A 19,636-nucleotide genomic window follows, 5' to 3' on the forward strand; every position below is an offset into this window, starting at 1 on the left:
GGTAGGATATTTATCCAGCCGCTTTTTTTTGCAATGGAAAAAGCCCGATTCGCCAACTAGGCGAATCGGGCTTTGCCTGTGTTAAGCTGCGTCTTCTTCAGCAGGCTCTTCAGGTTCTTCCGGTTCCTCAGGTTCTTCTGGAGCAGGTTCTTCTTCGACCGGCTCTTCAGTTTCTTCAGCGGGTTCTTCTTCCGGCGGAGCTTCCTCTTCTTCAGCGGCAGGAGGAGTTTCGGCTTCCTCTTCAGCTGGTGGAGTTGCTTCCGGTTCAGGTTCTCTTTCTTCCGGTTCCTCTTCCGGCGGAGCTTCAGGTGGCGGCGTCGGTTCAGGTTCAGGTTCAGGTTCAGGTCTTGGTGCAGCGATGCTGACAGTGTTTGAAGCAGCCGATTGTCTGCCCGTAATGTCTACAGCTACTACTGTATAACTTCCTGGACCAGAGGCAGAATACGAATTGCCTCTTGCTTCTGAGATGGAGGCGACACGTGAACCGCCTCTGTACACCCGGTATCCAACTACATCATTCGAACCTGAGTCGGTCCAAGTGATGGAATTGCCGCTAATGGCAGTCCGGACTCCTCCAGGTGCAGAGCCGTCTGCATCGAAAGTAGCTCCTGAAACAACCGAAGAGAATTTCGAGTTGCCAGGGAACAGCTTGCCGGCGTCTCCACCGAACGGAGCCATCATACGATCAATATATTTTTCTGACACCGCGATGCCGCCGCCAGAGATAAACTCGCTTGGCGTGTTGGATAAAGCGGCATAGCGTTTGCCATTAATTGTAGTAAACGAACCGCTTGTTAAGCTGTCGTCTGCTTCTGTTGGTGTCATTGCTTCGGCGTTGAACAAATCCGAACGAACAAGTCCAGCGTCTTGGCAGGCACTGCCGGGAGCTAGTCCAGAAATTCCACAAAATGCTTCTGTGACGACTCCTTCAGGCTGCTTGAATTCTTCCGAAGTTCCGACAAGATCAGGACTGGCATCGTAACTGGCATTCATCAAACGCGCCCATACCTGATTAACGCGGAGAGAAGCCGGCAAATCACGATTTTCAAAGCGAGATAGCGTAAATTCCTCAGAATCATAGCCTAGCCATACACCCATGGTGACATTCGGGTTGTAGCCAACTAACCAAACATCCGTTGTACTTTGTGTAGTACCTGTTTTACCGGCAAAGTCAGCATTGAAATTCAATAAATTATTGGCGCGATTTGCCGTTCCGCGATCCGTATTAAAGACATCCCGCAGCATATCTGTCAGCACATAGGAAGTTGCCGGTGAAAATACTTCCTGCGCTTCTGCTTCATGCTCATAAATGATGTTGCCGTCCGTGTCTTCAATTTTGTCGATCATAGTAGTTTCTACATATTCTCCGTTGTTTCCGATCATTGCATAACCGTTAGTAATTTCTTCTACAGATGCCTCGATTCCTCCGCCAAGAGCAGAAGAATAATTATTGTTCTCAGCTTCTTCAACACGCGTGAATCCAGCATTCATCATATACTGGATGGGCATTTGCTGTTGAATCTGGGCAAATAGGCGAAGTGTAGGCAAGTTTTGGGACTGTGCCAAAGCATCACGGGCAGGCATGATGCCTTGCTCACTTGTTGGGACAAAGTTTGTAGGTTCCCACATTGTATCACCGTCCATGTGTTCGAACTTGACATCAACGAGAGGAGAGCCCGCACCAATCTGTCCTAACTCAATTGCAGGGCCGTATACCAATAATGGTTTTACAGTAGAACCCATCGAGCGGTAGGCAGAAGTGGCATGATTCAAGTTCTCGGTTTCATGATCACGGCCGCCTACGAAACTGATGATGCGTCCGGTTCCGTTTTCGATCATTATGCTGCCGACCTGAACAGGGAACTGCTTGTCGACAGTTTCTCCAGCGTCGTTCAACCCTGTGCCTCCTACAGTAGTACCATAAGATTCATAGGATTTTTGGGCTTCTTCCTGTGCTTGGTAAACTTCTTTATCAATAGTAGAATGGATTCGGTAGCCGTTTGAACGGACTGCCCGGTCTGCAAGAATTGCATATTCTTCATACAGTTTGTTGTTTTCTTCAAGTGTTGCAGGATCTACGCCATTCTGTTCCGCTAATACATCCATGATGATGCGGGATGCACGCTTTTCTATTTCGACTGTTACAAACGGAAAGTCGGAATAAGAACGAGATTCGTTTTGGCGGAAATCAGCCACAAGGTCGTATGCAATGGCTTCATCGTATTCCTGCTGTGTGATATATTCGGTTTCTTTCATTCGGTAAAGAACGGTTTTCATCCGATCAAGACCCGGTTTCAATCCTGCTTCATCTTTTAGCTCTCCGCCTTCAACGTACGGGGTATAACTATACGGAGCTTTAGGGATGCCGGCAATAAATGCCGCCTGCGCCAAGTTCAGTTCGCTGGCTGATACGTTGAATATTCCTTTTGATGCAGTTTCAATGCCGGCAATATGGGCTCCGGAAGAAATTCTGCCGTAAGGAACAATATTCAAGTAAGCCTGCATAATCTCATTTTTTGTCATGAACTTTTCCAGGCGCATCGCAAGAAGGATTTCTTTTGCTTTTCGCTCGTAGGACACTTCATTTGTCAGAATCTGATTTTTGATCAATTGCTGTGTTAAAGTGGAGCCGCCTGTTTGGCTGTCTGAATTTGAGACATCCTGAAAAAGGCCGCGAAGAATCGCTTTTGGTACGATGCCTTCGTGTTCAAGAAAGTATTCATCTTCTGTAGCCAGAACGGCATCTTTTGCGTAGGTGGAAACGTTGTCCAATGTTGTGACTTCACGCTCTAAATCCGTCTGCAGCTTTCCAAGATACACTTCATTGTCAAAATACAGTTCGGACGTTTCTTCAAAGCTGTAGATTTCACTGAGCATTTCATCTTCGGTGCGAAGCTCTTGCTCGTCTACCAGCGAAGCGAAATAGCCAGCTCCGACAGATGCGGCGAAAACTCCGCCTGTAACCAAAACAATGGCCAGGATCAATGCTAAATTCCAAATGACCCCTGTCGTTATGCTCATACGTTTAAACCATTTTGTTGAAGTCCATCTATCGGTTGTATCTTCAGCCTTACCTATCCAATTTTTCATTTTTTCACGCACATTATCGCCCTCCTAAAATCCTTTATAGTATATCATATTCTTATAATTCCATCTAAACTTATTGACAATGTTAAATAATAAAGTAAACTACTAGTATATTTCATATTCAAAACGTTGAAGGGTCCGAAGTAGGTCGTGCGATTTTGTTTTAGAGAGCCGGTGGGTGGTGCAAACCGGACAAAATGCATAAACCGAATTACAGGTCTGGAGTTTACGGAAGTGCCCCGTTTGGCACATGATGAGAGGGAGATCTATTCTCCAAGCTGGGTGGTACCGCGCAATTGCGTCCCTGCATGAAATTTCATGCAGGGGCTTTTTTATGTGGTTTTTGCCGGCTCTCAAGGCTTTATAATTTTAAGGAGGAATTGGAATGGCTAACGAATTGATTCAGGATTTACAATGGCGTGGTTTGCTCTACCAGCAGACAGACGAAGAAGGAATGGAGAAGCTGCTTGATGAGCAGAAAATCTCTTTATACTGCGGAGTGGATCCGACGGCAGACAGCATGCACATTGGACACATTGTTCCGCTGTTGACTTTGCGCCGCTTTCAAATGCACGGACATCAGCCGATTTTATTGGTCGGAGGAGCCACCGGCATGATCGGCGACCCATCAGGCCGAAACGAAGAACGCCAGCTGCAGACAACTGAGCAGATCGACCGCAATGTTGAAGGCATCAAAGTTCAGATGGAACAGATTTTTGATTTCCAATCCGAGAACGGGGCGAAAATGGTAAACAATCAAGACTGGATCGGGCAAATGAGCGTCATTGAATTCCTGCGCGACTACGGCAAATTGATTTCAGTAAATTACATGCTTGCCAAGGATTCAGTCGCTTCACGGCTCGAGACCGGCATCTCGTTTACAGAGTTTTCCTACACCATTATCCAAGCAATCGATTTCAATCATTTGTACAACCACCACAATTGCCGCATCCAGATCGGTGGATCCGATCAATGGGGCAATATTACTTCTGGCCTTGAAATGATTCGCAAAACGCATGACGAGGAATCCAAAGCGTTTGGCATTACCATCCCGCTTGTAACAAAAGCGGATGGTACGAAATTCGGCAAGTCGGCTGGCGGAGCTGTTTGGCTGGATCCGAAAAAGACGACGCCGTATGAGTTTTATCAGTTTTGGATCAATGCAGCAGATGCTGATGTCATCAAGTACTTGAAGATTTTCACATTCATCAGCCGTGAGGAAATTGAAGCGTTGGAAGCGGCAGTCCAAACAGAAGCGCATTTGCGCAAAGCCCAAAAAACATTAGCCGAAGAAATGACGAAATTGATTCATGGAGAAGAGGCGCTTGCTGATGCACAGCGCATTACAAAAGCTTTGTTCAGCGGCGACTTGAAAGCCTTGTCTGCAGAAGAAATGAAAGCGGCATTTAAGGATGTTCCTTCAGTGGAAATGGCAAAAGAAAACAAATCCATTGTCGACTTGATTGTTGAGGCGGGAATTTCTTCATCAAAAAGACAGGCACGGGAAGACGTTGCCAATGGCGCAATTTCTGTAAATGGTGAAAAAGTGGTCGATCTGGAATATATCGTCGACGAGAAAGATCGGCTGGAAGATGCATTTGCCATCATCCGCCGTGGCAAAAAGAAATACCATATGGTGCAATTTCAGTAAACTGATTGAAAAGAACAGCCGGTTTTTCCAGCTGTTCTTTTTTGTGGCGTTAAAAAATAGTAAATACACGTTTAGCCGGATTGACAGCGGGTAACAGAAAAAGTGTACGGCGATTGACTTCACTAAAACTTCAAGGAGGCGTTAGGAATGTCAAGAGTAGTTGGATCATATGAAACAGAAAATGAAGCGATTAGAGCAATTGAAAAGTTGCAGCAGCAAGGGTATAACAATGAAGAAATCTCAGTATTGAGCAAAGATAAGCAGGAAACCAAAACAGTTGCCGAAGAGACGGGAACGCATGCAGGTGAAGGAGCAGCAACAGGTGCCATAACGGGTGGAGCCTTAGGCGGAATCGGGGGAATATTGGCCGGTATCGGTGCATTAGCCATTCCAGGCATAGGCCCAATCGTTGCAGCCGGACCGATAGCAGCTGGCTTGACAGGCGCAGCTGCTGGAGCAGGCGTAGGCGGACTCGCAGGAGCTCTCATAGGTTTGGGTGTACCCGACGATGAAGCGGAAATGTATGAAACACATTTTAATGAAGGAAAAATATTAGTGCTAGTCGAAGAGGACAAAAATACGATTCCGGATCGCAGTGACCAGGATACATTCACGACAGAGCGTGATCCCCTTATTGGAAATGAAAGGAACACGACAATAAGAGGCGATGATGGCCGATTGGATAATGACCCTTTAAATGGAAGCAGACGAGGACAAGCCGGACTGTAAAGAAAGAGTAAAAGCCACCCGAAAAAGGATGGCTTTTTTGGTGGTTGATAAGCTATGCAATTCTTGTCTTAATCGACTATCGAAGAAAATTAAGTTTGTTTTTCTTTAATGAAACGCGGCAATTGCATGTCTTCGAATTGTGCGGGATGAATCAGTTTGCCAAGCCTGATAGCTCCTTCAATCAGCCGGGGAGAAGGGCGGCAATACAATTCTTCTTCCATAACATGTACATGGTCGATTGCTTTCATGCCAGTCCATCCGGGACGTTTTTTGACAAGTTCCGGCTTGACTTTGGCAGTTAAAACGCCAACCCAGGCGAGGAGAATATAATCAGGCTGCCGTTTCAGTACATCGGCCCAATCAGTTTGAATATTGGCGGAATCCGTATCATCAAAAGAGTTGCGGGCGCCAATCATGCGGCTGATTTCTGACAGCCAATTGATGTTTCCTGGAGTGAAGACCGGCTTTGGCCACCATTCCCAGTAGAGTGAAGGGCGCGTTGCCGCTTGCTGTCCTCTTGTTTTGATTTCTTCAATCACACCCACGTACTCGGCGTGGATAGCTGCAGCATTTATTCCGCAGGCATCGGCTACTTTCAATAGGTCCTGTCCAATGTCATCCAGGGTTTGAGGATTTAAAACAAGATGAGGGATTTTTCTTCGAATCAGTTCATCCACGTTTTTTTCCATTCCCGGCACACTCAATGATGCCAGAACCAAATCAGGTTTTAAAGCTTCTAGTTCGTCCATGCGGATCGATAAATCAGGCCCCAACTTTGGCAATGCCGTAATTTCTTTCGGCCAATCAGAATAATCGTCTATGCCGACCAGTAAATGTTCGGCATCCAAAAATGCCAGTAATTCCGTATTGCTTGGGCAAATTGAAATTATTCGCATCCTGTTCCACCTCCGTTTAGTCCAGTTTACCATGTATGCAGAAAACATTAATGTCAATTGATGAAATAGTTTAAACCAAGTATGATGAAGACAGCAACACTTTAAAATGACCGCTTTCTGTCTGATTTCTATGAAAAGAGTAACGGCAAAGCAACAACCAGAGTTTATTATGTATAAAAATGGGTAAGCATAGTGAGAAGAGTAAATGTAAATTAATGCACTCCAGTGAATAGCGAGAGTGAAATTATTAAGCGAGAGCGGGGTGGAAGCTATTGCTAAATAGGTGTTAAAATCTTGCAATGTTTACATTATGCAAAGATTATTAACCGATTTGATGCAATGGCTGTTAAATGTTGAAAGACCAAGAATTGTTTGAGCACTTAAGCGCACGGACCTGGAAAATGACTGAGGATTGGTATCGTTCATTAGATAAAAGTAAAGCTGGCGTTTACGGTTTGACCGATCCGGAAAAAGTGGAGTTGTTAAAAAAACAAAATCATGAATTCCATCTTCGCTTTTGCGCCATGTTCGAAAAAGACAGCAATGAGTTTAAAACAGGCTTTCAAGATTGGATTGAAACAATTGCAAAGGATGATGCCCATCTCGATACACCGATTGTGGAAGTCATTGAAGAGTTTTTTCGGACACAGCAGCAATATTTGGATGAAATCGGAGAGTATGTTTTAACACATAAAGAACACATTAGCCAAGAAAAGCTGATTCAATGGACAAAAGCAGTGGTTGAGACCATCAGCAAAGTCATTGTTGAGTTTACGGACAAAAATTCAAAAGCTGCGGAAGAGCGTATGAATTCGCAGCAGCAAATGATTATCGAAATGAGTGCTCCTGTTATTTTGCTAGCTGAAAAAACCGGCATGCTGCCATTGATCGGCGAAATTACGCCGCACCGGGCGGAAATTATGTTTGAAAAAGCATTGGCACAAAGCTCCAAGCACAATCTGGAAAAACTGTTTATCGATTTGTCGGGTGTTCCGTTGATTGATACAATGGTTGCCCAACAGGTTTTTCAATTGATTAAAGGATTGGAAATTATCGGGGTGCGAGTGGCGCTATCCGGAATCAGCCCTGTCATTGCGCAAACAGCCGTGCAGCTTGGCATAAAATTTGTCGACATTGAAGTCTACAACACAATCGCCCAAGCCTTGAAGCAGCACAGAGTTCACTTGGTTTAACCAATAAAATCCCAGGAGCCTAATTGGGCTCCTGGGATTTTTTTATTGAATGTTGCAAATTTGTGAGTTTTTATTAAGGAAAGATCATCAATTTCGATTTTTATTTGCGGGTAAGCCCGAGTTGTTTGCGGAATACAGGTTTTATTTGCGGAATAACCCAGTTTGTTTGCGCTATCCGCCAGTTTGTTTGCATAATCAAAAAACGGCACAAAAAAACCCCCAAAACCATTGAATGAACAAGGTTTTGGGGGTTTTCGAAACTACCATTCACGAAAATTTTAAATTAACGTGAGTAGTACTCAACGATCAACTGTTCGTTGATTTCAGCAGACAATTCGCTGCGCTCTGGAAGGCGTACGAATGTTCCTGTTTTGCTATCAGTATCGATAGTTACGTATTCAGGAACGAAGTTGCTTACTTCGATTGCTTCGTTTACTACATCAAGGTTGTTTGATTTTTCACGGAAAGCAATTGTTTGTCCTGGTTTCACGCTGAATGACGGAATATCAACGCGTTTGCCATCAACAAGGATGTGGCCGTGGTTTACGATTTGGCGAGCTTGGCGACGAGTGCGCGCAAGACCTAAACGATAAACAACGTTATCAAGGCGAGCTTCAAGAAGGATCATGAAGTTTTCACCGTGCTTACCAGGCATTTTGCCGGCTTTGTTGAACAAAGTTTTGAACTGGCGTTCGTTAACTCCGTACATGAACCGTAGTTTTTGTTTTTCTTGTAGTTGCAAACCATATTCAGAAACTTTTCTGCGTTGGTTAGCACCGTGTTGACCTGGTGCGTAAGGGCGTTTTTCTAATTCTTTACCTGTGCCTGTAAGAGAAATTCCCAAACGGCGTGACAGTTTCCATGATGGACCTGTATAACGAGACATAGTAGTCTCCTCCTCTGTTTTTGGTTTTTAGAGTAAAATAAAAACCAGATGCATTCATGCTGCAAGCCATTTTATATTCTTGTACCTTCGCTCAGCAGCCAAAGAGTTACACGATACACCTTAATATAAGGAATAAAATGGACGAACACGCACATACAACTGCTGCGATTATTTTACACAAAGCATAGTATAACCGATTTCGAACACTCAAGTCAACAAAGATCCGCAGACATGTTTAGAAAGTGGCGGCTTCCTTTTTTATATCGTTCAAGGTAGAATGAAATCAAGTAATAATGTAAGCGCTTTCTATTTCGGTCAAGGAGTGGATTTTATGCGAGGAAAACCAATGAATATTGAAACGGCAGTCATTCACAAAGGCTATGACAGTGCTGGCCATCAAGACAGTCTGGTCACACCGCTTTATCAGACATCGACGTATTCTTTTGCAGATGCAGAACAAGGGGAAGATCGGTTTGCAGGAAAGTGTGAAGGCAATATTTATTCACGGCTTGGCAATCCGACAGTTCGCGTGCTGGAGGATCGGATGACAGAAATTGAAGGGGGCGAAGGTGCGCTGGCTTTCGGATCAGGGATGGCAGCGGTCAGTGCCATATTGATTTACCTGACCAAAGCCGGTGACCATGTCCTCTGCTCCAGAGGGATTTATGGATGTACGTATGGCTTGCTTGAAATCATGGAAGAAAAATATGGAATTACGCATGATCTCGTTTCCATGACAAGCGAACAGGAAGTGGAGCAGGCAATCACGCCGGAAACGGTTTGCATCTATGTAGAAACGCCGATCAATCCGACGATGGAACTTGTTGATTTGGAAGCAGTGATGGCGGTAGCGAGAAGGCGCAATCTCCGGGTGGTTGTGGACAATACTTTCTGTTCGCCATATCTGCAAAATCCGTTGCGTCTAGGAGCGGACTTTGTTTTGCACAGTGCAACCAAATACTTGAATGGCCATGGTGATGTGGTCGGAGGAATTTTGGTAGGAAGTAACATGGAAGAAATGCAGCATCTTCGTATGACGGTGCAAAAAGACGTGGGCGGCATCATGTCGCCATTCGACGCATGGCTATTGCTGAGAGGGCTGAAAACTTTGCATGTGAGGATGGATCGGCATGTTGCCAATGCTAAAACTGTGCTAAGTTTTTTGAAACAGCAGGAACTGGTGAAGAAAATTTATTATCCGTACGATGAGGGGCATCCACAAGTTAGAATTGCGAAGCGGCAAATGCGGCAAGGAGGCGGGTTGATCTCTTTTGAAATCAGTGGGGGGAAAAAAGAAGCACAAGCATTCCTAAATGCTTTGTCGCTCATAAAGATTGCGGTGAGTTTAGGTGATGCGGAAACATTGATCCAGCATCCGGCAACGATGACCCACGCTGTCGTACCAGAAGAAAAGCGAAAGGCAATGGGCATCAGCGACTCTTTGCTTCGATTGTCGGTCGGATTAGAGCACACAGATGACTTGATTGAGGATTTAACCAAAGCATTTGAAAGAGTAAAACCGAAACTGCAGGAAATATAATAGGTAATGGCTTGAAAAAAAGGCCCGAAGCTCGAATTTCGAGTTCCGGGTCTTCCTGTTTTAAAGATGCTTCATTAAAACTTCAGTAAAAAGTTCAAGGCCTTGCTGGTCTTCTTCAGTAAAACGGCTCAGCTCTGGGCTGTCGATATCAAGGACGCCGATCACCTGATCTTCTTTCATAAGCGGGATGACGATTTCAGAACGGGATGCCGCATCGCAGGCAATATGGCCGGGAAATGCTTGGACATCCTCTATCAGCATTGTTTTTTTATCAGCTACGGCCGTGCCGCAAACCCCTTTGCCGACGGGAATCCTTACGCATGCCGGGAGACCTTGGAAAGGACCGAGCACAAGTTCTCCGTCTTCAATCAAATAAAAGCCGACCCAGTTTGTGCGTTCAAGAAATTGATTGAGCAAAGAAGAGGCATTGCTCAAGTTGGCAATGTTATTTTTTTCGCCTTCCAGCAATGCATCCAATTGCTTTGATAGCATCTTGTATTGATCTAAGCGGCTGCCGCTGTAATCTGTTTGTGTAAACAATTGCATAACCTCATTTCATTTTTTTTTTTGGATAAGTTTGATCAGCAGAAACCATTTAACTTAGATAAGTATAAAATTTCTCGTAATGCTTATGCAAGCCATTGACATTATGAGCGTCTGAACCGAAGACAAGCGGGATGCCGAGAGATTTAGCATATCCGATATAAGGGAGCGGTGGATAAGCTTCCAGGCACTCGGGCTTTGAGAATCCAGCACCATTGACATCGAGTTCACAGCCCATTTTCTTCATCAACTGCAAAACATGTAGAATCTGTGCACTATCTTCGATCTTTTCGTCATGCACTGTTTGGAATTTGTGGATCAAAGTCGGATGGCCAATTCGTTTTGGCTTGAATTGCCCAAGGTCTGCCTGTATGGAAGCTTCCACCGTATCATAATAAAGATTATAGGCGGCCTCGACAGAACCACATGCAGCAGCCAGTTCGGCAAACACTTCCTTGCTGTAATCGGAACAATAATACTGGTTGCCGACTTTGAGAAAATGGACGGACAAAATGGCGTCGTCAAGAGAAGGTCCGATATCATCCAGAAAAGACTTTATCTCATTTTCATATCCTGCTATAAAGTCGACTTCCAACCCTACACGGATGCGGATGTCCCGTTGATAGGCAGCCTTTAACCGGTTTATTTCATGCATATAAGGAGAAAGCTGGTCCATGCGTATGCTGCTATCCTTCATAGGTGTCGGGTCTATAAAGTTATTCGGAAGCGGGGCGTGCTCGGTAAAAGAAATATCCGTAAATCCGGACTTTATTGCTTTTTCAATATAAGATTCTGTTGAGTCTTTTGTCCCGTGAGGACAAAAATGTGTATGAATATGACCATCTCGTTTCATATTAGTCACCCTCTTTTCTGTCTATTAAAAAATATAATCGCTTTTCTTCTAATTTGGCAAACATAAGAGTAGAATACATGTTAAAATAAAAGAATCATGAATACATTTACGTATAACTGGTAATGTGATTTTGGAACAGGGGGCTATGTGACTTATGATGGAGTATATCATCATTGCGGTCATCATTCTATTAGCGATAATGATCATCGGCTTTATGTTTCGCAAAAAACATCTGGCTGAAATTGAGCGCTTGGAACAGTTAAAACTGCAAATACAAAATAAACCGATACTTGAAGAATTGACAAAAGTAAAACAATTGAACATGAACGGCCAGACGGAAGAAATGTTTGAACGCTGGCGCAACGTATGGACAGAAATCATGGATGTGCATATTCCAAAAATAGATGCTTCCTTATATGACGCTGAAGAAGCAATCAACCGCTTCCGATTCAGCAAAGCGACAAAGCTTGAACAGGATACGGAAGTGAAAATCGACAATGTCGATCAACAGATGAACACGATTCTGGTGGAACTGGAAGAATTGATTGGCAGCGAAGAAAAAAATCGCAGCGAAATTGATTTAATTCAGGAAAAATACCGTCGTGCCCGCAAAAACCTGCTGGCTCATCAGCATTCTTATGGTGCTGCTGCAGGACCGCTGGAAAAAAGACTTGAATCTTTTATTCCGATGTTTGACGAATATGAGAAACTGACTAACGAAGGCAATTACTTGAAAGCACGCGAAATTGTTATCAGTTTGTCTACTGAAGGCGAACAAGCATTTTTGCTGGTTGATGATATTCCACCATTATTGGCAGATGTTCAGACGAAAATCCCTTCCTATATTGCTGAATTGCGCCAAGGCAAAAACGAAATGGAAGAGCAGTCTTACTACCTTGGTCATTTGGAGTTGACGCTTCAATTAGATGAGATAGAAGAAGAGCTGGAAGTTTTGAAAGTGAACATTGCGCAGCTCGAGATTGAACAAACGAAAATTGCCGTTGAAAAAATGAAAGACCGGATCGACTCGTTTTATGAGCTTCTGGAAAAAGAAGTGGAAGCCAAGCATTATGTTGATGATTTCCGTGTAGATACAGAACGCCACTTGGAAGTTGTGGCACGCGACACGAAAGAAATGGAAGAAGAATGCAGATATGTACAGCATAGCTACAAGATCAGCGAAAGCGAAGCTGCCATTCCGAAATCCTGTATGGAAAAAATGGAGCAATTGGCCAAACGCTACGATTTGCTGCGTTCACGCCTGGAAGAAGACCAATCAGCGTATTCCAGCCTTCAGGAAGAATTGCTTCATATTCGTGAAGACCTCTCGATTGTGGACTCAACGCAAATTGATTTCATGACGGCATTGAAGAGCCTGCGCATTGAAGAAAATAATGCACGTGCGAAAGTCGAGCAATTAAAACGCAAGTTGCAGGAAACAGATCGCGTTCTGCATAAAGCCAACATTCCTGGAATTCCGGAAGATATGGATGTCCGGCTCGAAGAAGCAGAAGAACATCTTTTCGTTACGATGCAGACTTTGCGTGAAGTGCCATTGAATATTAAATTGGTGCATAACTACTTAGAGCAAGCAGAGAAAAGCATAGAAGAAGTCCATGCAAAAGCTGTTGAAATGGTTGAGAACGTGCTGTTGATTGAACGAATTATCCAATACGGCAACCGTTACCGCAAATCCAACCTGGAGTTGGATGCCAAGCTTGAAGGAGCGGAAGAATCGTTCCGCCAGCTTCGCTATACCAAAGCACTGGAAGAAGCTGCGACTGCAGTTGAAAACTTTGAACCTGGTTCGATGAAGCGCATTGAAGTACTGGTCAAAGAAGACGCATGGCGCATTTAAAAAACAAAATGTAAACCACCAGCGAATGAGCTGGTGGTTTTCTTTTCGGAGGTGGAACATGATTTATTTGGACAACAGCGCGACAACCCGTCCCAGAAAAGAAGTGCTTGATGCCTTTGTGGCAGCTAATGAGCGCTTTTATGCCAATCCAGCATCACTTCATGTATGGGGAAATCAGGCAGAAGACCTGCTGGAAACTGCACGCAGCCAAGTGAAAGAGAAACTGCACATGGAAAGGATTGTTTTTACTTCCGGTGGAACTGAGGCAAACAATTTAGCTTTGATCGGCACCGCCAGAAGCTATCAGCACCGTGGCAAACATATTGTCACAGCCGCAACAGAACATCCTTCCGTATTAAACAGCTTGGCAGCATTGGAACAGGAAGGCTTTAGCGTGACGCGTCTTCCAGTCAGCTGGTCAGGAGCGATCGATGTCGCTGAGTTGATGAATTCTCTTAAAAGCGATACGATTCTGGTATCGCTTATGCACGTCAACAATGAAATTGGCACGATCCATCCCATTGCAGAAATTGCGGCCATGCTGAAAGAACGGCGCATCTTGTTTCACGTAGATGCTGTTCAAAGTATCGGCAAGCTGGAACTTGATCCCACTGCCATGCCTGATTTATTGTCTGTGTCGGGCCATAAGATTCACGGATTAAAGGGCAGCGGACTATTGGCATATTCCGGTGTCAAGCTGCAGGCGATTCAGTTTGGCGGTGGCCAGGAATCTGGAATCCGGAGCGGCACTGTTTCCGTCCCCAATGCAGTCGCTTTAGCAAAAGCGCTGAGATTGGCACAGCCAAATCCATTGCACCTAGAGTGGAACCAAAAGCTGCGTGAGTTTTTTTCGGAATTCAAAGGCGTAAAAATCGTCAGCCCCGCAGGAGCGGCTTCGCATATTTTGGCCATAGCGGTAAAAGGGACAAAAGGTGAAATCCTCGTATCAGGTTTGCAAAAAGAATCGGTTATCGTTTCCACTTCCAGTGCCTGCTCATCTAAAAGCGGCGATACGAGCCATGTCATAGGGGCAATCGGACTGCCGCGTGAATTTAAGGATGGCGTCATCCGCATCAGTTTTGGAGCATTTACCGAAGAACAAGACATTATCGCGCTGCAAAGCGCATTTCAGCGGGTCTACCGCACCATAAAAGGAGTTTAACCCACCATGAAAACCAATCAAATCCTCGTGCGCTACGGAGAGTTATCAACAAAAGGCAAAAACCGCAGTTCGTTTATTGGACGGCTGCGCGACAATGTCAGGCAGACGTTTGCCGATTTGGAAAGCCTGCAGATCAAAGCGGAACGCGACCGGATGTTCATCACATCAGACAGCGAACAGGATTTGGCGCAAGTGATTGAACGCTTGCCGCATGTTTTCGGCATCCAATCGTTCAGCCCGGTAACCGCCTGTGAATTGGATCTTGAAGCGATGAAAAGAACAGCGGAAGCCGTTATCGCCAAAATCCAGGATACTGATAAAAGTTTTAAGGTATCCGTTAAACGGCCCTTCAAAGAATTTCCGCATGAAAAACCGGAAATCATGAAAGAGCTCAGCTCCCACGTATTGAGAATTTTTCCGGATTTGAAAGTTCAGATGAAAGATCCGGAAATAGACTTGAAAGTGGAAGTGCGGGAAGAAGCGGTTTATATGATGGCAGAAGTTATTCAAGGAGCTGGCGGCTTGCCTGTAGGAGCCGGTGGCAAGGCCTTATTGATGCTATCGGGTGGTTTGGACAGTCCGGTTGCCGGCTATCATATGCTCAAACGGGGCGTCCGGCTGGAACTGATCCATTTTTTTAGTCCGCCCTTTACCAATGACCGCGCAAAGGAAAAAGTGTTCGACTTGGCTGAAAAACTTTCGCAGTTTGGTTCATCCGTCAATCTGCACATTATCCCGTTCACTAAGCTTCAGCAGGAAGTGCATAAGCAAGTGCCGGACAATATCACCATGACTTCAACACGCCGGATGATGATGCGCGTCGCGGATCTGGTAATGGCTGAGACCAATTGCCGCGCCATTATTACAGGCGAAAGCTTGGGCCAGGTAGCGAGCCAAACTTTGGAAAGCCTGCAGGCGATCAATGCAGTGACGAATACACCGGTGCTGCGTCCACTAATCGCAACCGATAAACTGGAAATCATCGAGACGGCCCAACAGATTGGGACATATGACATTTCCATCCGGCCTTTCGAAGATTGCTGCACGATTTTTACGCCGGCAAATCCAAAAACCAAACCAAAGCTTGAAAAAGTGGAGTACTACGAAAACTTTGTATCATTTGATGAGTTTATTGAAGAAGCGGTGGCAGAGCGGGAAATCATCAAGTTTCCACGAGTTAAAGTAAGCCAATTTGAAGATTTACTATAAAAGTGGAGCCGCCTGTCATGGGCGGCTTTTTTTGTAGGGAAATTATAGTTAATTCATATAGGAAAGAGGTTTACATAGCAGTTTCTAAAATGATGATTCATAAGTCCAACATTTCGTCCTTTGATATGTAGGAAAATCAATAGTTCAACTATATGAAATAATATGAATACTTAAACTCTTCCTGTATAATGATAGGAGAATAATAATCAGTCTATCTGCAAGGAGGAAATCACTGTGAAACGACAAGAACTGATAGCGCCGGATTCGTATAACCTGGTAGAAGAAATCGAGCGATATGCAAATGGGGACGGGAAGCTTGCAATCCTCTGGGAAAATGATAAAGGTGAAAAGCAGCAGGTTACATATGACGAATTGATGCAGCGTGCAAACCGTGCAGCCAATAGCTTTGAAAAAGCTGGTCTTGTAAAAGGCGATGTCGTGCTGGTGATGGTGCCTCGCTTGATTGAAGCATATGTTGTGTATATTGGTGCTTTAAAAGCAGGATTGGCCGTCATTCCAAGTTCTGAAATGCTTCGGGCAAAAGACATTGCCTATCGCTTGAACCACAGTGATGCTAAAGCGGTAATTGCTTATGAACCGTTTATGGATCAATTTAAAGATGTCATGGAAATGGATAATGTCGTCAAGTTTGTCATTGGCCAATCCGATGATTCTTGGATTTCCTTGTTGGATGAAATGGCATCCGCGTCCACCGAATACATAGCAGCACCGACAAAAAAAGAAAGCATGGCCTTTCTTTCCTATACGTCAGGAACTACCGGCAATCCTAAAGGCGCCGTACACAGCCACGGCTGGGCATACGCGCATCTGCGCACGTCCGCTGAACATTGGCTCGGAGCGAAAGAAGGAGACGTGGTGTGGGCGACAGCGAGCCCAGGATGGCAGAAGTGGATCTGGAGTCCGTTCCTGGCAACGTTGGGAAGCGGAGCCACCGGTTTTGTCTATAATGGCAAGTTTGATCCGGCCGTGTATTTGGAACTGCTGGAAACCCGCAACATCAACGTGCTCTGCTGCACGCCTACAGAATACCGCATAATGGCGAAGCAAAAGGACTTAGCAAAATACGATTTGTCCGCACTGCACAGCGCCGTGTCGGCTGGCGAGCCGCTGAATGCGGAAGTGATCAATGTCTTTCAGGATAATTTCGGGCTTGAGGTACGCGATGGCTATGGTCAAACGGAAAACACATTGCTGGTCGGTGTGATGAAGGGAATGGAAACACGCATCGGCTCAATGGGCAAACCAACGCCAGGAAACAGCGTGGAAATCATCAATGATTTTGGTGAACCGTGTGCGGCCGGAGAAGTGGGAGATATCGCCGTCCACGTTGAGACGCCCGCCCTGTTCAAAGAATATTTCAAAGATCCGGAGCGCACCAGGATGCAGTTTCGTGGGGACTATTATGTTACAGGCGACAAAGCTTCAAAAGATGATGACGGCTATTACTGGTTTGAAGGACGTGGGGACGATATTATCATTTCGTCCGGCTACACGATCGGGCCGTTTGAAGTGGAAGATGCACTGGTTAAACATCCAATGGTTCAAGAATGTGCCGTTATCGGTGCGCCTGACGAAATACGCGGCACGATTGTCAAGGCCTTTGTAGTGTTAGTGGAAGGGCATGCCGCTTCAGATGAATTGGTGAAAAGTCTGCAGGACCACGTCAAGGGATTGACGGCGCCATATAAATACCCGCGAGCCATCGATTTCCTTGCTGAATTGCCGAAAACGGCATCCGGAAAAATCCGTCGTGTGGAGTTGCGCCAACAAGAAGAGCTTAATAAATAAGCACAGCCAGTCACAAGCCGTTACTGGAGTTTAACTGCTCCCGCACAGCTTATGACCGGCTGTTTTTCTTTTGTCCTATTTTTGCCACTCGGTACGCTGCATACACATTTCATGGGAGTTTCTCTTTATTTACTTTACATACGACATCAGCCTATAATGAGACTGTTATTTCGAAATACAAAATATATAAAGAATGGTGCGCGATGCAGGATGACAGAATCTAAAAAAGGTGTTTTGGTCATTATTTTAACGTATACATTGTGGGGGTTCATGCCGATTTTTTGGAAGCAGATCGATCATGTTCCAGCAGATGAGATTCTGGCAGGACGAATTATATGGTCTTTCTTGTTTACTCTTGGTTTTATCTTACTCATAAACGGCGGCCGTCAGTTATGGCTTGACCTGAAAATGCTGTGGTCTTCCAAGAAGAAATTTTTCTTATTGATGCTGGCATCGTTCCTGATTTCTGCAAACTGGTTTTTTTATGTCTATGCAGTCTCACATGACCGGATTGTCGAAACCAGCTTGGGGTATTACATCAATCCGTTGATTTCCATGCTCCTGGGCGCAATTTTCCTGAAAGAAAAGTTATCACCTGCGATTAAAATCGCCTTTTTGTTAGCGGCAACAGGCGTTTTGATATTAACAGTCTCTTTCGGTTCACTACCATGGCTTGCATTAGGAATGGCGTTCAGTTTTGCTTTTTACGGACTGATCAAGAAAACCATTCGTTTGGATGCATTGCGCGGATTGGCAATCGAAACTTTGTTTGTTTTCCCTATCGCAATTGCGTACTATGTCTATTTGATGTCGATCGACCGGGTATCTTTTTTGCATACTGGACTGACTACAGATGTTCTGCTGGTTGCCAGCGGATTGGTTACAGCCTTGCCGCTGCTGTTTTTTGCCATCGGAGCCCCGTTAATCCCGCTGTATATGGTTGGGTTCCTGCAGTATATTGCTCCTTCACTGATGCTGCTGATCGGCGTTTTTATCTACGGAGAAGCTTTTACTGCAATAGACATCATATCCTTCTCGCTGATTTGGAGCGCTTTGGTGCTGTTCACTTCCTCGAAATTTTTGGAGGCTCGGGGAATCCGAAAGGCCAACCGGAAAGTTTCGGTTTAAATTTCCTTTTTCGATGAAACATTTGCAAGTGTTTACCGTATAGTAAGAGGTAGAAACCAAGGAGGGAATTGCATAAATGAATACAAAAAGATGGATCGCTTTAGTAGTGGCTGCAGCCGTATTGGGAATTTCATTGGTTATCAACTCAGCTTTCGCTTTTCTTCAAAGCGGATTTGGAGAGGGTGTCGATGACTTGATGGCGACTACCCAATCTAGCATCTCCGAAGTCGTTATAGAAGAGGGAGATTTTGATAATCGTGTAGCAGTGTTGAATGTGGACGGAGTGATCCAAGACACAGGCGAGGCATCGTCTCTATTTGGAACAACCGGGTATAACCATTCTTTCTTTATGGAACAATTGGAAAATGTCAAAGAGGATGACTCAGTTAAAGCTGTCGTGCTTACGGTAAATTCACCGGGCGGCGGAGTAGTAGAGTCAGCTGAAATTTACGACAAGATTATTGAAATCCAGGAAGAAACGGAAAAACCGTTTTATGTTTCCATGGGAGCGACAGCAGCATCAGGCGGCTATTACATTGCTGCACCCGCAGATAAGATTTTTGTAAATGAAGAAACTTTGACGGGTTCTATCGGGGTCATCATGCAAAGCGTCAATTACGGCGAACTGGCAGAGCGCTACGGTGTGGACTTTGTCACGATCAAGTCAGGACCATACAAAGACATTATGAGCGCAACGCGCGACATGACAGAGGACGAACGTGCACTTCTTCAGGAGATGCTGGATGATTCATATGAATCATTTGTAGATGTTATCGAAGAAGGCAGAGGCATGACGGAAGATGAAGTGAGAGCTGTTGCAGATGGCCGTGTCATGAATGGCCGCCAGGCAGTGGAAGTCAACTTGGCAGATGATTTCGGATTTGAAGAAGACGTCATTGAGCAAGTAAAGACCGACTTTGATTTGGGCAATGCAGAAGTATTCCAATACGGTGCTTCAGAAGGATTGGGCTCATTGTTATCGATGAAAGTAAATTCGTTCTTCGGCAATGACATTGAGACGCAGATGATTACAAAAATGCTGACTGAATACAGTTCTCCGCGTATGATGTATTTATACGGTGATAAATAAGG

The 19,636-nt window shown here is 44.9% G+C and carries 16 protein-coding genes; 10 read left to right on the plus strand and 6 right to left on the minus strand.

The features are described 5' to 3' along the window. Nucleotides 1-81 precede the first annotated feature (81 nt). Complete coding sequence (locus GJB59_RS13915; protein ID WP_142829391.1) at nt 82-3,102, minus strand: transglycosylase domain-containing protein; 3,021 nt, start codon at nt 3,100-3,102, stop codon at nt 82-84. A 370-nt stretch (nt 3,103-3,472) separates the two neighbouring features. On the opposite strand from GJB59_RS13915, the gene tyrS reads away from it, so the two are divergent. Both tyrS and GJB59_RS13925 read left to right on the plus strand, forming a co-directional pair. After that, nucleotides 3,473-4,738 (plus strand): tyrosine--tRNA ligase, encoded by a 1,266-nt coding sequence (tyrS, locus tag GJB59_RS13920; RefSeq protein ID WP_142829389.1) that lies wholly within the window; start codon nt 3,473-3,475, stop codon nt 4,736-4,738. A 147-nt stretch (nt 4,739-4,885) separates the two neighbouring features. Then, entirely contained in the window at nt 4,886-5,467 is a 582-nt protein-coding gene (locus GJB59_RS13925; RefSeq protein ID WP_142829387.1) for a YflT domain-containing protein, read from the plus strand. Nucleotides 5,468-5,556: 89 nt separating this feature from the next. Here the strand turns inward: GJB59_RS13925 and GJB59_RS13930 are convergent, their stop codons facing one another. Continuing rightward, nucleotides 5,557-6,363, minus strand: coding sequence for a cobalamin-binding protein (locus GJB59_RS13930; protein WP_142829385.1), 807 nt, complete (start codon nt 6,361-6,363; stop codon nt 5,557-5,559). A gap of 350 nt (nt 6,364-6,713) precedes the next feature. Here GJB59_RS13930 and GJB59_RS13935 point away from each other — a divergent pair, with 350 nt between their 5' ends. Continuing rightward, a complete protein-coding gene (locus GJB59_RS13935; RefSeq protein ID WP_142829383.1) occupies nt 6,714-7,556 on the plus strand; it encodes an STAS domain-containing protein in 843 nt (280 codons plus the stop codon). On the opposite strand, the gene GJB59_RS13940 is transcribed toward GJB59_RS13935, so the two are convergent. Further along, on the minus strand, nt 7,553-7,765 hold the full coding sequence (locus GJB59_RS13940) for a hypothetical protein (RefSeq protein ID WP_142829381.1): 213 nt from the start codon (nt 7,763-7,765) through the stop codon (nt 7,553-7,555). The two genes, GJB59_RS13935 and GJB59_RS13940, sit on opposite strands and share 4 nt — an antisense overlap. A gap of 74 nt (nt 7,766-7,839) precedes the next feature. Beyond that, entirely contained in the window at nt 7,840-8,442 is a 603-nt protein-coding gene (rpsD, locus tag GJB59_RS13945) for a 30S ribosomal protein S4 (RefSeq protein ID WP_142829379.1), read from the minus strand. A 331-nt stretch (nt 8,443-8,773) separates the two neighbouring features. On the opposite strand from rpsD, the gene megL reads away from it, so the two are divergent. After that, a complete protein-coding gene (gene megL / locus GJB59_RS13950; RefSeq protein WP_142829377.1) occupies nt 8,774-9,982 on the plus strand; it encodes a methionine gamma-lyase in 1,209 nt (402 codons plus the stop codon). Nucleotides 9,983-10,042: 60 nt separating this feature from the next. Here the strand turns inward: megL and GJB59_RS13955 are convergent, their stop codons facing one another. Both GJB59_RS13955 and hisJ read right to left on the minus strand, forming a co-directional pair. Then, on the minus strand, nt 10,043-10,522 hold the full coding sequence (locus tag GJB59_RS13955) for a free L-methionine (R)-S-oxide reductase MsrC (RefSeq protein ID WP_142829375.1): 480 nt from the start codon (nt 10,520-10,522) through the stop codon (nt 10,043-10,045). Nucleotides 10,523-10,577: 55 nt separating this feature from the next. Next, nucleotides 10,578-11,378 carry a histidinol-phosphatase HisJ gene (gene hisJ, locus GJB59_RS13960; protein WP_142829373.1) on the minus strand — a complete coding sequence of 267 codons (801 nt, stop codon included), beginning with the start codon at nt 11,376-11,378 and terminating at the stop codon, nt 10,578-10,580. 154 nt (nt 11,379-11,532) lie between these two features. Between hisJ and ezrA the strand changes: the two genes are divergently transcribed. The 6 genes from ezrA (at nt 11,533) to sppA (ending at nt 19,634) form a co-directional block, all read left to right on the plus strand. Then, complete coding sequence (ezrA, locus tag GJB59_RS13965) at nt 11,533-13,236, plus strand: septation ring formation regulator EzrA (RefSeq protein WP_142829371.1); 1,704 nt, start codon at nt 11,533-11,535, stop codon at nt 13,234-13,236. 58 nt (nt 13,237-13,294) lie between these two features. Next, a complete protein-coding gene (locus GJB59_RS13970) occupies nt 13,295-14,398 on the plus strand; it encodes a cysteine desulfurase family protein (RefSeq protein WP_142829369.1) in 1,104 nt (367 codons plus the stop codon). Between the two features lie 6 nt (nt 14,399-14,404). Next, a complete protein-coding gene (gene thiI / locus GJB59_RS13975; RefSeq protein ID WP_142829367.1) occupies nt 14,405-15,607 on the plus strand; it encodes a tRNA uracil 4-sulfurtransferase ThiI in 1,203 nt (400 codons plus the stop codon). A gap of 234 nt (nt 15,608-15,841) precedes the next feature. Next, nucleotides 15,842-17,416 carry an acyl-CoA synthetase MbcS gene (gene mbcS / locus GJB59_RS13980; protein WP_142829365.1) on the plus strand — a complete coding sequence of 525 codons (1,575 nt, stop codon included), beginning with the start codon at nt 15,842-15,844 and terminating at the stop codon, nt 17,414-17,416. Between the two features lie 210 nt (nt 17,417-17,626). Beyond that, a complete protein-coding gene (rarD, locus tag GJB59_RS13985; RefSeq protein ID WP_142829363.1) occupies nt 17,627-18,544 on the plus strand; it encodes an EamA family transporter RarD in 918 nt (305 codons plus the stop codon). A gap of 76 nt (nt 18,545-18,620) precedes the next feature. Continuing rightward, nucleotides 18,621-19,634 carry a signal peptide peptidase SppA gene (gene sppA, locus GJB59_RS13990; protein WP_142829361.1) on the plus strand — a complete coding sequence of 338 codons (1,014 nt, stop codon included), beginning with the start codon at nt 18,621-18,623 and terminating at the stop codon, nt 19,632-19,634. The last annotated feature ends 2 nt before the right edge of the window (nt 19,635-19,636 follow it).

It is taken from the genome of Planococcus soli (genome assembly GCF_016881065.1).
GTDB lineage: Bacteria > Bacillota > Bacilli > Bacillales_A > Planococcaceae > Planococcus > Planococcus soli.

Bases quoted from the DNA above. Each gene is read 5' to 3' on its own strand.
- GJB59_RS13925 (WP_142829387.1), top strand. From the start codon at position 4,886: ATGTCAAGAGTAGTTGGATCATATGAAACAGAAAATGAAGCGATTAGA.
- GJB59_RS13970 (WP_142829369.1), top strand. From the start codon at position 13,295: ATGATTTATTTGGACAACAGCGCGACAACCCGTCCCAGAAAAGAAGTG.
- thiI (WP_142829367.1), top strand. From the start codon at position 14,405: ATGAAAACCAATCAAATCCTCGTGCGCTACGGAGAGTTATCAACAAAA.
- megL (WP_142829377.1), top strand. From the start codon at position 8,774: ATGCGAGGAAAACCAATGAATATTGAAACGGCAGTCATTCACAAAGGC.
- sppA (WP_142829361.1), top strand. From the start codon at position 18,621: ATGAATACAAAAAGATGGATCGCTTTAGTAGTGGCTGCAGCCGTATTG.
- GJB59_RS13930 (WP_142829385.1), bottom strand. From the start codon at position 6,363: ATGCGAATAATTTCAATTTGCCCAAGCAATACGGAATTACTGGCATTT.
- rarD (WP_142829363.1), top strand. From the start codon at position 17,627: ATGACAGAATCTAAAAAAGGTGTTTTGGTCATTATTTTAACGTATACA.
- tyrS (WP_142829389.1), top strand. From the start codon at position 3,473: ATGGCTAACGAATTGATTCAGGATTTACAATGGCGTGGTTTGCTCTAC.
- ezrA (WP_142829371.1), top strand. From the start codon at position 11,533: ATGATGGAGTATATCATCATTGCGGTCATCATTCTATTAGCGATAATG.
- hisJ (WP_142829373.1), bottom strand. From the start codon at position 11,378: ATGAAACGAGATGGTCATATTCATACACATTTTTGTCCTCACGGGACA.
- GJB59_RS13935 (WP_142829383.1), top strand. From the start codon at position 6,714: ATGTTGAAAGACCAAGAATTGTTTGAGCACTTAAGCGCACGGACCTGG.
- rpsD (WP_142829379.1), bottom strand. From the start codon at position 8,442: ATGTCTCGTTATACAGGTCCATCATGGAAACTGTCACGCCGTTTGGGA.